The organism is Erwinia persicina, from assembly GCF_019844095.1.
GTDB lineage: Bacteria > Pseudomonadota > Gammaproteobacteria > Enterobacterales > Enterobacteriaceae > Erwinia > Erwinia persicina.
In genome coordinates this window covers 3,640,449-3,653,563 of sequence record NZ_CP082141.1, presented here as the reverse complement: position 1 = coordinate 3,653,563, position 13,115 = coordinate 3,640,449, and the positions used below count along the sequence as shown (strand labels likewise).

12 protein-coding genes are annotated in these 13,115 nt (G+C 57.2%); 7 read left to right on the top strand and 5 right to left on the bottom strand.

The genetic code is table 11. The features are described 5' to 3' along the window. Positions 1-29 precede the first annotated feature (29 nt). Both K6L24_RS16920 and K6L24_RS16915 read right to left on the bottom strand, forming a co-directional pair. Positions 30-797 (bottom strand): amidohydrolase, encoded by a 768-nt coding sequence (locus tag K6L24_RS16920; RefSeq protein ID WP_062749286.1) that lies wholly within the window; start codon positions 795-797, stop codon positions 30-32. Next, the gene (locus tag K6L24_RS16915; RefSeq protein ID WP_062749288.1) at positions 785-1,945 is read right to left on the bottom strand and encodes a pyridoxal phosphate-dependent aminotransferase; all 1,161 of its coding nucleotides are present in this window, start codon (positions 1,943-1,945) and stop codon (positions 785-787) included. Before K6L24_RS16915 ends, K6L24_RS16920 begins: the two co-directional genes overlap by 13 nt. A 240-nt stretch (positions 1,946-2,185) precedes the next feature. Here K6L24_RS16915 and K6L24_RS16910 point away from each other — a divergent pair, with 240 nt between their 5' ends. The 3 genes from K6L24_RS16910 to K6L24_RS16900 are packed head-to-tail and all read left to right on the top strand — an operon-like array spanning position 2,186 to position 4,025. Next, positions 2,186-2,800: a methylthioribulose 1-phosphate dehydratase gene (locus tag K6L24_RS16910; RefSeq protein ID WP_062749290.1), complete on the top strand. Its 615-nt coding sequence runs from the start codon at positions 2,186-2,188 to the stop codon at positions 2,798-2,800. Beyond that, entirely contained in the window at positions 2,797-3,486 is a 690-nt protein-coding gene (gene mtnC / locus K6L24_RS16905) for an acireductone synthase (RefSeq protein WP_222681668.1), read from the top strand. Before K6L24_RS16910 ends, mtnC begins: the two co-directional genes overlap by 4 nt. Then, on the top strand, positions 3,483-4,025 hold the full coding sequence (locus K6L24_RS16900) for a 1,2-dihydroxy-3-keto-5-methylthiopentene dioxygenase (protein WP_062749294.1): 543 nt from the start codon (positions 3,483-3,485) through the stop codon (positions 4,023-4,025). The genes mtnC and K6L24_RS16900 overlap by 4 nt, the downstream gene beginning before the upstream one ends. A 569-nt stretch (positions 4,026-4,594) precedes the next feature. Here K6L24_RS16900 and mtnA read toward each other — a convergent pair. After that, positions 4,595-5,620, bottom strand: coding sequence for an S-methyl-5-thioribose-1-phosphate isomerase (gene mtnA, locus K6L24_RS16895; protein ID WP_062747961.1), 1,026 nt, complete (start codon positions 5,618-5,620; stop codon positions 4,595-4,597). Positions 5,621-5,734: 114 nt separating this feature from the next. Between mtnA and mtnK the strand changes: the two genes are divergently transcribed. Beyond that, complete coding sequence (mtnK, locus tag K6L24_RS16890; RefSeq protein WP_062747959.1) at positions 5,735-6,934, top strand: S-methyl-5-thioribose kinase; 1,200 nt, start codon at positions 5,735-5,737, stop codon at positions 6,932-6,934. Between the two features lie 42 nt (positions 6,935-6,976). On the opposite strand, the gene fadE is transcribed toward mtnK, so the two are convergent. Then, positions 6,977-9,421, bottom strand: a complete 2,445-nt coding sequence (gene fadE, locus K6L24_RS16885) for an acyl-CoA dehydrogenase FadE (RefSeq protein ID WP_222681667.1) — start codon at positions 9,419-9,421, stop codon at positions 6,977-6,979. 217 nt (positions 9,422-9,638) lie between these two features. Here fadE and lpcA point away from each other — a divergent pair, with 217 nt between their 5' ends. Together lpcA and K6L24_RS16875 are read left to right on the top strand one after the other, a co-directional pair. After that, positions 9,639-10,217, top strand: coding sequence for a D-sedoheptulose 7-phosphate isomerase (gene lpcA / locus K6L24_RS16880; RefSeq protein ID WP_062747955.1), 579 nt, complete (start codon positions 9,639-9,641; stop codon positions 10,215-10,217). Between the two features lie 150 nt (positions 10,218-10,367). Continuing rightward, complete coding sequence (locus tag K6L24_RS16875; protein ID WP_062747953.1) at positions 10,368-11,135, top strand: class II glutamine amidotransferase; 768 nt, start codon at positions 10,368-10,370, stop codon at positions 11,133-11,135. Here K6L24_RS16875 and dpaA read toward each other — a convergent pair. Beyond that, positions 11,106-11,840, bottom strand: a complete 735-nt coding sequence (gene dpaA, locus K6L24_RS16870) for a peptidoglycan meso-diaminopimelic acid protein amidase (protein WP_062747951.1) — start codon at positions 11,838-11,840, stop codon at positions 11,106-11,108. The genes K6L24_RS16875 and dpaA overlap by 30 nt on opposite strands. Positions 11,841-12,053: 213 nt before the next feature. Here dpaA and dinB point away from each other — a divergent pair, with 213 nt between their 5' ends. Further along, entirely contained in the window at positions 12,054-13,109 is a 1,056-nt protein-coding gene (gene dinB / locus K6L24_RS16865; protein ID WP_062747949.1) for a DNA polymerase IV, read from the top strand. The last annotated feature ends 6 nt before the right edge of the window (positions 13,110-13,115 follow it).

The window sequence follows — 13,115 nt, the reverse complement described above, 5'->3', positions numbered from 1 at the left end:
CATCTGTTTCAACCGGCCTGCCAGCGATTTCACCAGCTAAAGCTATCTGCATCGCGCCACGCCGGGAATGTCTCGCGGTAGTCGCGCAGCGTCTCCAGCGACAGCGTGGCGTCCAGGCGGGCAGGCTGGTGCGGTTCACCTTCTGCCAGCATCTCCCCCTGCGGGCTGATTATCCGGCTGTTACCGCTGTACTGATGGCCGTTGCCATCGCTGCCCACGCGGTTGCACCCGGCGATATACGCCTGGTTTTCAATGGCGCGCGCCTGTAACAGCGTCTGCCAGTGCAGGGCGCGTGGCGCAGGCCAGTTAGCCACATACAGTGCCAGATCGTAATCATTTTGGTTGCGGGAGAACACCGGGAAGCGCAGGTCGTAACAGACCTGAGGCAGGATGCGCCAGCCGCGCCACTCAATCACCTCGCGGCGCTCCCCGGCCAGATAGTGTTCATGTTCTCCGGCCATGCGGAACAGATGGCGCTTGTCGTAGAAATGCACTTTGCCTTCCGGTTCGACAAGGAAGAAGCGGTTTACCGCCCCGTGCTCAACCTGAATGGCGGCGCTGCCCGCCACCATCGCATTTGCTGCACGGGCTTTCTCCTGCAGCCAGGCAATCACTTCAACTTCTGGCAGTGATCGGGTCGCCGCCTCCATGGCAAATCCGGTGGTGAACATTTCCGGCAGGATAATCAGGTCACGGCCCTGGATATCGTCCAGCAGGTCGTTGAAAAAGGCCAGGTTAGCCTGGCCGTCCATCCATACCAGCGGCTGCTGAAGAACAGTGATGTTTAAAGTTGACACAGGCGCTCCGCAGCAGCGTCCAGCGTGGCTTCCTGTTTGGCGAAGCACAGGCGGATCAGTTTATGAGGAAAGGCGTCGGCGCAGAACACCGACAGCGGGATGGCTGCCACGCCGACTTCTCTGGTCAGCCACTGGCAGAAGGCGACATCATCAAGATCGGAAAGGGCGCTGTAATCAGCCAGCAGGAAGTAGGTGCCTTCGCAAGGCAGGATCGTAAAGCGGCTGCCCGACAGGGCTTTCACAAAGCGGTCGCGTCGTGCCCGGTAGAATTCCGGCAGTTCCCGGTAGTGTTGCGGTTCCTGCGCCAGCATATCTGCCATCGCCAGCTGTGCCGGGGTATTCACCGAGAAGGTCAGATACTGATGTACCTTGCGTACTTCGGCGCTCAGGGCCGCCGGTGCCACGCAGTAGCCCACTTTCCAGCCGGTCATGTGAAAGGTCTTACCGAATGAGGACACGGCAATCGCGCGCGCGCGCAGTTCCGGGTGCGCCAGCACGCTGGCATGGCCGTTAGCGTCGAAGCAGATATGTTCATAGACCTCATCGCTCAGCACGTAAATCTCCTGCCGGGCAATGGCCTGCCACAGCTGGGCGAAGTCGCTCTGCTGCCACACCGTGGCCGTCGGGTTATGCGGGGTATTCAGGATCACCAGGCGGGTGCGCGCTGACAGCAGGGCGGAAAAGGCCTGCCAGTCGGGGCGAAACCCCGGGGGCTGCAGGGCGATGCGTTTCATCACGCCACCCGCCAGAGTGACGGCCGGCGCATAGCTGTCATAGCTGGGATCGAAGCAGATCACTTCATCCCCCGGACGCACCAGCGCAGTGATGGCGGCGAACAGAGCTTCGGTAGCACCGGCCGTGACGGTAACTTCAGTGTTTGCATCGGGGGTGTGGCCGTAAAGTTCAGCCGTTTTTTGGGCAATTGCCTCACGCAGCGGGGCCACGCCGGTCATCGGTGCATACTGATTCGCGCCCTGGCTGACGTGATGTGCCAGGCGCTGTTGCAGATACAGCGGGCCGTCAAAGTCAGGAAACCCCTGAGACAGGTTGATGGCGTTGTACTGCTGCGCCAGTGCGCTCATCTGGGTAAAAATAGTGGTGCCCAGCGCAGGTAGCTTGCTTTCTGGGGTAAACGACGTCTGGCTCATATGACTCAACCCTTGTAGCGCGTTTTTTCCCTTACGGCCTGAAGCTGCAACGGCGGTGGTGCATTTCTCCCGGTCACTGCCTGTCCCCGGGACGCATCGATTTGCCGCCTTGCTGCAACCCCAGCGAGTGGGGGGGAAATGGATGTTATTGCTGCCAATATAACACGGTGTTAGTATTTGGCAATCAAGACGCTTAGACGTCTATAATCATCCTTATCATCTTTCACACTAAGGAAAGAGATGACACAACGCTCTCAGTTAGATCAATTAGTTGATGCCTGTCACTGGATTGGCGCACGCGGCTGGGCACCGGCCACCGGCGGCAATATGTCCGTACGCCAGGACGCGCAGTTCTGCCTGCTGAGTGAGTCCGGCAAAGACAAAGGCAGCCTGACGTGCGACGACTTTATCCAGGTTGAAATTGTCAGCAATCGCGTTCCGTCCGGCCGTAAACCCTCGGCAGAAACCGCTTTGCATACGCTGATCTACCGTCTGTTTCCAGAGGCGGGCGCGGTGCTGCACACCCACACGGTGAACGCCACCGTCCTGTCCCGGGTGGAAAAAAGCGCGGCGCTGGTGTTACAGGGTTATGAAATGCAAAAGACGCTGGCCGGGCAGACTTCGCATCAGGACAGCGTGGCGGTGGCGCTGTTCGACAACGATCAGGATATTGCCGGACTGTCAGAGCGGATTGCGCAGTTTGCTGCGCATACGCCGCTGCATTATGGTTTCCTGCTGCGCGGCCACGGGCTGACCTGCTGGGGGAAAGACGTGGCCGAAGCACGTCGTCATCTTGAAGGGCTGGAGTTTCTCTTCCAGTGTGAATTACAACGCCGCATCCTGGAGACATCATGATCCGCGCCATCGTCACCGACATTGAAGGAACCACCAGCGATATTCGCTTTGTCCATAACGTTCTGTTTCCTTATGCGCGGCAGCATCTGCCGGGCTTTATTGCGGAACATCACACACAGCCTGCTGTGGCACAGGTGCTGGACGATCTGCGTACGGAGATTAATCAGCCGCAGGCCAGCAATGGTGACCTGGTCGCTGTGTTGTTCGGGTTTATGGATCAGGATCGCAAATCCACTGCGCTGAAAGCGCTGCAGGGCATGATCTGGCGGGCAGGCTACGAGAGCGGCAGCTTTACCGGGCACCTCTATGCTGACGTGCTGCCGGCGTTAAAACAGTGGCAGCAGCAGGGCATCGCGCTGTATGTTTATTCATCTGGCTCCGTTGCTGCGCAGAAATTGTTATTTGGCTACAGCGATGCGGGTGATATCACTGGGCTGTTTAGCGGCTACTTTGACACCCACGTCGGCGCCAAACGTGAGAGGGATGCTTACCGCAACATTGCCAGCCAGATTGGTTTACCTGCAGAGGAACTGCTGTTCTTATCCGATATTCATCAGGAACTGGATGCGGCGCAGGATGCAGGCTGGAAGACCGTGCAGTTAATACGCGGCGACGCGGATGCTGAGAGCCGCCACCGCCAGGTGGCAGGTTTTGATCAGATTAACCAGGAACTGTTGAACTCATGAGCGCACTGACTATTTTTACCGATACCGAAGCGACCACCCCGGTGTGGCACAGCACTGACGCCGCCGCAATCGCTGAAAAACTGAAGGCAAAGGACGTGCGTTTTGAACGCTGGGAAGCAGACCGCGATCTGGGTGAAAACCCGGATGCGGACACCGTGATCAAGGCGTACCAGCATGCGATCGATCGTCTGGTGGCAGAAAAAGGTTATCAGAGCTGGGATGTGATCAGCATGCGTGCGGACAATCCGCAGAAAGAAGTGCTGCGCACTAAGTTCCTCTCTGAGCATACCCACGGGGAAGATGAAGTTCGTTTCTTTGTTGAAGGGGCCGGGCTGTTCTGCCTGCACCTTGACGGGCATATCTATCAGATCCTATGCGAAAAGAACGATCTGATTTCAGTCCCGGCAGGCACGCCACACTGGTTCGATATGGGTTCCTCGCCTAATTTTACCGCTATCCGCATTTTCGACAATCAGGAAGGCTGGGTGGCGAAGTTTACCGGCGATACTATCGCTGATGCTTATCCGCGCTTACCGTAATACCCGTCATTCTTCAGGCTGCAGCGGCGTTGGCTGCAGCCGTTCACCCTGGTCACATAGTGATCTATGCTCCCAGGGACTCGCCGCTTTGCCGCCTTGCTGCAACCCGAATAATTTAGGGTATTATTTTCCGTCATTCTTCAGGCTGCAGCGGCGTTGGCTGCAGCCGCTCACCCTGGTCACACAGTGATCTATGCTCCCAGGGACTCGCCGCTTTGCCGCCTTGCTGCAACCCGAATAATTTAGGGTATTATTTTCCGTCATTCTTCAGGCTGCAGCGGCGTTGGCTGCAGCCGCTCGCCCTGGTTACATAGTGATCTATGCTCCCAGGGACTCGCCGCTTTGCCGCCTTGCTGCAACCCGAATAATTTAGGGTATTATTTTCCGTCATTCTTCAGGCTGCAGCGGCGTTGGCTGCAGCCGCTCACCCTGGTCACACAGTGATCTAGGCTCCCAGGGACTCGCCGCTTTGCCGCCTTGCTGCAACCCGAATAATTTAGGGTATTATTTTCCGTCATTCTTCAGGCTGCAGCGGCGTTGGCTGCAGCCGCTCGCCCTGGTTACACACATTAACGACGTGGCTGAAATTCGCCTGCCTTCACCTGCGCCGGTGTGACCACGCCAGTATCCAGCACCCAGCCGCTAATCAGCGAGGCTGGCGTGACGTCAAACGCCGGGTTGTACACCTGTGCCCCTTCCGGCGCCCACTGCACATCACCAAAGCTGCCGGCAACGCCTGTCACTTCGCGCGCGGCGCGCTGTTCAATCGGGATGGCATCACCGTTCGGGCATTCGCGATCCAGCGTGGTATGCGGTGCCGCGACGTAGAACGGAATGTGGTGATATTTCGCCAGCACTGCCAGGCTGTAGGTGCCGATTTTATTCGCCACATCACCGTTAGCGGCAATGCGATCCGCCCCCACCCAGACTGCATCAACCTCTCCCCGGGCCATCAGGCTGGCGGCCATCGAATCACAGATTAACCGGTAAGGGATGCCCAGTTCGCCTAACTCCCACGCCGTCAGGCGTCCACCCTGTAACAGCGGTCGGGTTTCATCCACCCATACCTGGCTGACCTTGCCTTCCGTCCAGCCGCGGGCGATAACACCCAGTGCGGTGCCGACGCCTGCCGTTGCCAGCCCGCCGGTGTTGCAGTGGGTCAGCAGACGGCTGCCGGGGGTAATCAGGGCGCTGCCGGCGGCGGCAATGCTGTCGCACAGGGCTTTATCCTCATCAATCAGCCGCAGTGCTTCTGCCCCCAGCGCGCTGACAAAATCCTCCCGGGCCAGGGCCAGCTTCATGCGATCCAGGTTATTCATCAGATTCACGGCTGTGGGACGCGCAGCGCGCAGCACCTCCAGCGCCTCCGCCAGTGCCGGTCTGGCCATGCCGTTTTCAGCCAGCAGTGCCAGCAGCAGGCTGGCCGACAGGCCGATCAGCGGTGCGCCGCGGACCCGCAGCGCTTTAATATGGCTCACCAGTTCGGCAACATCCGGCGTCGGGCACCAGATTTTCTGCTGTGGCAGGGCCTGCTGGTCAAGGATCCAGAGCTGATTGTCACGAACCTGTAAACTGGTGGTGCTGAGTGTTTGCATGAGTTAAATCCCGGTTGCTTTAATGCGTCATATTGTGCCAACATGACTGACGGATGTATAGACGTCTGAACGGCTTATTACAACGAAACATGTCTTATTTTGGGGGTCAGGTCAATGTCGCAATACCGTACGTTCACCGCAGCGGATGCCGTGGAATATGCCCGTCAGTTTGGCGGCGTGGATAATCCCCAGTCTCTGGTTGATTCGCAGGAAGTGGGCGATGGTAATCTCAACCTGGTATTTAAGATTTTCGATACCTCAGGCGTCAGCCGGGTGATCGTCAAACAGGCGCTACCTTATGTGCGCTGTGTGGGCGAATCCTGGCCCCTCACCCTTGACCGCGCAAGGCTGGAAGCCGAAGTGCTGATTGAGCATGGCAAATTTTGCCCGCAGCATACGGTGAATATTCTGCATTACGATCCGCAACTGGCGGTGATGGTTATGGAAGACCTGTCAGACCACGCTATCTGGCGGAGTGAGCTGGTGAACGGTGTTGAATATCCGCAGGCGGCAGGGCAGTTGGGGGAATATCTGGCACAGACCCTGTTCCACACCTCCGATTTTTTCCAGCATCCGTATCAGAAAAAAGCGGATGTGATCCGTTTTACTAACCCGGAGCTGTGCGATATCACCGAAGAGCTGTTCTTCAACGAGCCATATGAAGTGCACGAGCGCAACGCGTATCCGCGTGAGCTGGAGCCGCTGGCAGAATCTTTGCGTGACGACGCCGAACTGCGGGTGGCGGTCGGGGGCCTGAAGCATCGGTTTTACTGCCATGCCGAAGCGCTGCTGCACGGTGATGTGCACAGTGGTTCGATCTTCGTGGCAGACAACCGTCTGAAGGTTATCGATGCAGAATTTGGTTTCTACGGGCCGATGGGCTTTGATATCGGCAGTGCGCTGGGCAATCTGTTGATCAGCTACTGCGCGGCACCGGGGCTGCTGCCGCCGAGGGAAGCCGCAGCCGCGCGTGAAAATCGCCTTAACGATGTGCGCGATGTGTGGCGGAGTTTCAGCGATCGCTTCCTTGATCTGGCGGCAGAAAAGAGCCGGGATCGGGCGCTGGCGGTGTCAGGCTATGCACAGGCGTTTCTGCGTAAGGTATGGAGCGACACCATTGGCTACTGCGGCACTGAGCTGATCCGCCGTACCGTTGGCATGTCGCAGGTGGCGGATATTAAGAAGATTGACGATGAGGCGATGCGCGTTGAATGCGTGCGTCAGGCGATAACGCTGGGCCGCAGTCTGATCCTGCTGGCTGATCATATTCCGGACAGTGAAGCGCTGATTGCGCGCATCCGTCAGAACGGTTAACAACAGGGGCCGATCGTTGACGATCGGCCCACGGGTTAATCACTAGGCCGCTTCAATCTTTCGCTGCGGCACATCCTCTCTGACTGGCTGGGTCGCCAGCGCATCAGCAGCAAACTCGTCGACGTTAATCGAGCGCAGACGGCTGGCTTCCGCACGGATCAGCACGTCGGCCTCTTCCTGAGTCACCCATCCTTTTTGCAGTCCTTCAGCCGCCAGCCCATCCAGGCGGGTAAATGACAGATGTTTTTTCTGCTGTTTACACAGACGATCGTGAATAACTTCAGCGGCCATCACATGCTGCAACGCCTCTTCCAGCTGGCCCGCCGGGTTATGCTCGCTCGGGGTCAGGTACTGGCCGCGCCCCAGGCGGGTGCGGGTGGCTGACGGTACCTGCAGGATCTTCGCCAGTTGGTGGTCAAGACGGTCAGACGGTGCCCGGCTGTGACGACCGGTCGGGAACACCACCAGGCGGACCAGGCCCGCAACCATGCGGTTCGGGAAGTTACGCAGCAGGTCGTCAATGGCCGTTTCCGCCTGGTTCAGTGCATCCTGAACGCCCCAGTGCAGCAGCGGTAAATCGGCTTCGTTGCGGCCCTCATCTTCATACCGTTTCAGTGCGGCCGACGCCAGATAGAGCTGGCTCAGGACATCGCCCAGACGTGCGGAGATGCGCTCACGGCGTTTCAGACTGCCGCCCAGCACCGACATCGAGACATCCGACAGCAGCGCAAGGTTCGCACTAATGCGGTTCAGATGCTGGTAGTAGCGACGGGTGGCATCACGCGTCGGGGAGGCGCTGGTCAGCCCACCGGTGATCCCCAGCCACAGGCTGCGCATTGTATTGCTGCCCACGTGGCCGATATGGCTGAACAGTGCCTTATCAAACGCCGTGAGATCGTGGTTCTGTGCGGCGGCCATTTCGGCCAGCACATAGGGGTGGCAGCGGATAGCGCCCTGACCAAAGATAATCATACTGCGGGTCAGGATGTTTGCCCCTTCCACGGTGATGGCTATCGGGGCGCCCTGATAGGCACGGGCGAGGAAGTTACTGTTGCCGAGCATAATGCCTTTGCCCCCGGCAATATCCATCGCATCCACAATCGCCCGCTGACCGCGATGGGTGCAGTGATATTTAACAATAGCTGACAGCACCGCCGGTTTTTCACCGAGCATAATGCCGCTGGTGATCAGCGTTGCCGCTGCATCCATCACATAGGCATTGCCCGCAATGCGCGCCAGTGGTTCCTCAATGCCTTCCATTTTACCAATCGACAGGCGGAACTGACGGCGAATATGGGCATAGGCACCAATGGCCAGCGCAATGCTTTTCAGGCTGCCGGTCGAATTAGAAGGCAGGGTGATCCCCCGGCCCACTGACAGGCATTCGACCAGCATCCGCCAGCCCTGTCCGGCCATTTCCGGGCCGCCGATGATATAGTCGATGGGCACAAAGATATCGTTACCGCGCGTGGGTCCGTTCTGGAACGGAACGTTGAGCGGGAAGTGACGCTGGCCAATTTCGACGCCCGGCGTCTGGGTGGGGATCAGCGCACAGGTAATCCCCAGTTCTTCTGTGTCGCCCAGCAGGCGCTCAGGATCGGAAAGTTTAAACGCCAGGCCCAGCACAGTGGCGACAGGGGCTAAGGTGATATAGCGTTTGTTCCAGGTGAGGCGCATGCCTAACACCTGTTCGCCCTGCCAGTTACCCATGCAGACCACCCCGGTATCCGGAATGGCACCGGCATCCGAACCCGCTTCCGGGCTGGTCAGGGCAAAGCAGGGGATCTCTTCGCCGCGTGCCAGGCGGGGCAGGTAATGATCTTTCTGCGCGTCGGTACCGTAATGCTGCAACAGTTCGCCAGGCCCAAGGGAGTTAGGTACACCCACAGTAATAGCCAGAATACCGGAAACCCCCGCCAGTTTTTGCAGCACCCGCGCCTGTGCGTAGGCTGAAAATTCCAGTCCGCCATACTCTTTCTTAATGATCATGGCGAAGAAGCGATGCTGTTTAAGATAGGCCCACAGCTCGGGGGGCAAATCGGCCATTTCATGCGTGATCTGGAAGTCATTAGCCAGACGACAGGCCTCTTCCACCGGGCCGTCAATAAAGGCCTGTTCTTCAGGTGTCAGGCGCGGCTGTGGATACGCATGCAGTTTTTTCCAGTCCGGCGTGCCACGGAACAGATCACCTTCCCACCAGGTGGTTCCGGCATCAATGGCTTCTTTCTCGGTGCGCGACATCGGTGGCATCACTTTCTGGAACGTGGCCAGTGTCGGTTTAGAAAACAGCGCACGGCGCATCGACGGCAGCGTGAACGGCAGCAGGATCAGTGCCAGCGGAACCAGCAGCCACAACGTCCACAGCCCGGCGATGCCGAAGGCCGCCGTCCAGATAAATACTATTGCGCTGGCAGCCAGCAGGCTGACGCGGTGATAAAACAGGGCACCGACCAGGACGATCGTCGCCACAACACTGAGAACCATCATAACGTCTGCTCCGTAAGTAGTAAGAGGTCTGACCTGTTGGTTATAGGTTTAGATTACCCCGGCTTCAGGTGCAATCTGTTTACATAATAATTACAACCTGGCTCACAAAGCGGGGGCACGAACCGTTAATCCTTTCGCCCCTCAGGGAGATCGCTTCCCGCTTTCCTGGCAACTTGGTAAACTCCCGCAGTAACTCTTTCCTAAAAAGGACACCCCTATGTATCAGGACATCATTCGCGCCGAGCTGAACGAAGCGGCAGACACGCTGAATAAATTTCTAAGTGAAGAGGCAAACATCGATGCGATCCAGCGCGCGGCTGTTTTGCTGGCTGATTCATTTAAAGCGGGCGGGAAGGTCCTTTCCTGCGGTAACGGCGGTTCTCACTGCGATGCGATGCATTTTGCGGAAGAACTGACGGGCCGCTATCGTGAAAACCGTCCAGGCTATCCGGCGATTGCCATTTCTGATGTCAGCCACCTGTCCTGCGTCAGCAATGACTTTGGCTACGATTTTGTGTTCTCCCGCTATATCGAAGCGGTCGGCAGCGCAGGGGATGTTCTGCTGGGGATTTCAACCTCCGGCAATTCCGCCAACATTATCAAAGCCGTTGAGGCCGCGCGTGCGAAAGGGATGAAGGTGATCACCCTGACCGGCAAAGACGGTGGAAAAATGGATGGTGTGGCGGACGTGGAGATCCGCGTGCCGCACTTCGGCTATGCTGACCGCATCCAGGAAATTCACATCAAGGTGATCCATATTCTGATGCTGCTCATCGAAAAAGAGATGGTCGCTTAATCCCCTTCATCTTTCACGCCGCAGGTGCGTTGGCTGCTCTCGTCAACCCCGGTCACTTACTCGTGTAAGCTCCCGGGGATTCATGCGTTTGCCGCCTTCCTGCAACGTGAAATCCATTGGGGATAGAATCTATTTTCACGAGGTAATCCTGTGTGCGAACTATTAGGGATGAGCGCAAATGTCCCGACGGATATCTGTTTTAGCTTTACCGGGCTGGTTCAGCGCGGTGGCGGGACGGGGCCGCATAAAGACGGCTGGGGTATCACCTTCTATGAAGGGAAAGGGTGCCGCACCTTTAAAGATCCACAGCCCAGCTTTCAGTCACCGATTGCCCGTCTGGTGCAGGACTACCCAATCAAATCCTGTTCAGTCGTCGCGCATATCCGGCAGGCGAACCGGGGCGAGGTGTCGCTGGAAAACACCCATCCGTTTACCCGGGAACTGTGGGGGCGTAACTGGACTTACGCGCACAACGGCCAGCTTAAAGGCTATAAAAACCTGGATACCGGTCCGTACCGTCCCATTGGCGAAACGGACAGTGAGTTAGCATTTTGCTGGCTGCTGCATAAGCTGACCACCCGTTATCCCCGCACGCCGGGTAACTGGCCGGCGGTATTCCGCTATATTGCGGAGCTGGCAGGAGAGATGCGTGAAAAAGGGGTGTTTAACATGTTGCTGTCAGACGGGCGGTATCTGATGGCATTCTGCTCGACCAATCTGTTCTGGATCACCCGGCGTGCGCCGTTCGGCAAGGCCAAGCTGCTGGATCAGGACGTGGAAATTGATTTTCAGAAGCAGACCACGCCAGATGATGTGGTCACAGTCGTTGCCACTCAGCCGCTGACGGCGAATGAAACCTGGCACAAGATTGAGCCAGGTGAATGGGCACTATTTTGCCTGGGTGAGCGCCAGGGCTGATTCCGGTGCGCCAGGGCTGGCCATCATCGGGCTGCCCATGACGTACTTGCCGGCACTGACGCTGACCGACGGCGGCTGTTTCGTCTGCACGAACTGGGCGTAACCTGGCTGCAGCTGCTTCCAGAAATTGATGTAGGTAGAGTACCGGTGGCGCTGCATATTGCTTTCCGTCATGCGGAACGGATAGATGCTGACCTCTACACGGGGCTGGCCGTTGCGTAGCGCCGCTTCCACGTAATGATAAATCTCATCCATATAGGCGTCGGTCATGGCGTAGCAGCCTACAGATACGCAGTTGCCATGGATCATCAGGTATTTACCCTGATAGCCCTGCTGACGATCGTATTCATTCGGGAACCCGACGTTGATCGCGCGGTAAAAGCGGCTGTCAGGTTTCAGCTGTGAAAGCCCTACGCTGTAAAACCCTTCCGGACTTTTGAAGTCGCCCTGAACACGCTTTGGCCCAAGACCACCGGAAAAATTACAGATGCGGTAACTGTTCAGCAGGCGGTATTCGTTACCGATCTTGCCGTAAAGTTCCAGCGTGCGCTCTTCTTTAAAGATTTGCAGGTACACGGGGGTGCCAATTAATTGTTTCTTTAACTCTTTGCTTACCGGGGCCAGGGGTGTAACCGAATCCGGTACGCTGGCAAAGACAACGGCTGGCAGAAAAATCATCGCAAACAGCAGTGCGATTTTGCCCATTCTGGTTCCCTTGAAATGTAGGGGTTGGAAGCAACGCCGGAGGCGTCTGTTGACGTGCAATCTCGGACAATTCCGCTATCGCTGCGTCACCTTAGCATTGTCTATTTTTTTATCAAGACAGGGAAGAACAAAAACCTTTTTTTATGCGTGTTTTGCTCTGCATTGAACTCTGATAATTTAACTGTATACTTATCCAGTATTGTCGGAGGGGTTATGCGTAAAATTATTCACGTGGATATGGACTGCTTTTTTGCCGCCGTTGAAATGCGCGATAATCCCAGTCTGCGCGACATTCCGATCGCCATCGGCGGCAGCGAAAAGCAGCGCGGCGTGATCAGCACTGCCAACTATCCGGCGCGAAAATATGGCGTACACAGCGCCATGTCGACGGCGATGGCGCTGAAGCTGTGTCCGCATCTGACGGTGGTGCGCGGCCGTTATGATGCCTATAAAGAAGCCAGCACCCATATCCGTGACATATTCTCCCGCTATACCTCTCTGATTGAACCGCTCTCGCTGGATGAAGCCTATCTGGATGTCACCGACAGCCCGCACTGCCAGGGTTCCGCTACGCTGATTGCGCGTGAAATCCGGGACACCATTCAGCAGGAACTGAACCTTACTGCATCTGCCGGCGTGGCTCCGATTAAATTTCTGGCCAAAATCGCCTCCGATATCAATAAGCCCAATGGCCAGTTTGTGATCACGCCGCCCGAGATGTCCGATTTCCTGCTTGGCCTGCCGCTGTCGAAGATCCCCGGCGTGGGAAAAGTGACGGCGCGAAAGCTGGAAGAGCTGGGGCTGACCACCTGCGCAGATGTGCAGAAAACCGACCTGGCCAGGCTGCTGAAGCGTTTTGGTAAGTTTGGCCGCGTGCTGTGGGAGCGCTGTAACGGCATCGACGACCGTGAAGTGATTACCTCACGTGAACGGAAATCGCTGGGTGTCGAGCGGACGCTGTCGGAGGACATCCATCAGTGGGATGACTGCCTGGCGATCATCGACCTGTTGTACGACGAGCTGGCGCGGCGGCTGGATAAAATCAAACCGGATCGTCAGATTGCCCGTCAGGGCGTCAAACTCAAGTTTGACGATTTCCAGCAGACGACCCAGGAACATGTCTGGCAGGTACTGAATAAAGACGATTTAATTGAGATTGCGCGGAAAAGCTGGGACGAGCGTCGCGCAGGTCGCGGCGTCAGGCTGGTGGGATTGCATGTCACGCTGCTCGATCCCCAGTTGGAAAGGCAGTTGTTGTTAGGGCTGTAAACGTGC

Bases quoted from the DNA above. Each gene is read 5' to 3' on its own strand.
- K6L24_RS16910 (WP_062749290.1), top strand. From the start codon at position 2,186: ATGACACAACGCTCTCAGTTAGATCAATTAGTTGATGCCTGTCACTGG.
- mtnA (WP_062747961.1), bottom strand. From the start codon at position 5,620: ATGCAAACACTCAGCACCACCAGTTTACAGGTTCGTGACAATCAGCTC.
- mtnC (WP_222681668.1), top strand. From the start codon at position 2,797: ATGATCCGCGCCATCGTCACCGACATTGAAGGAACCACCAGCGATATT.
- dinB (WP_062747949.1), top strand. From the start codon at position 12,054: ATGCGTAAAATTATTCACGTGGATATGGACTGCTTTTTTGCCGCCGTT.
- K6L24_RS16915 (WP_062749288.1), bottom strand. From the start codon at position 1,945: ATGAGCCAGACGTCGTTTACCCCAGAAAGCAAGCTACCTGCGCTGGGC.
- fadE (WP_222681667.1), bottom strand. From the start codon at position 9,421: ATGATGGTTCTCAGTGTTGTGGCGACGATCGTCCTGGTCGGTGCCCTG.
- lpcA (WP_062747955.1), top strand. From the start codon at position 9,639: ATGTATCAGGACATCATTCGCGCCGAGCTGAACGAAGCGGCAGACACG.
- mtnK (WP_062747959.1), top strand. From the start codon at position 5,735: ATGTCGCAATACCGTACGTTCACCGCAGCGGATGCCGTGGAATATGCC.
- K6L24_RS16900 (WP_062749294.1), top strand. From the start codon at position 3,483: ATGAGCGCACTGACTATTTTTACCGATACCGAAGCGACCACCCCGGTG.
- dpaA (WP_062747951.1), bottom strand. From the start codon at position 11,840: ATGGGCAAAATCGCACTGCTGTTTGCGATGATTTTTCTGCCAGCCGTT.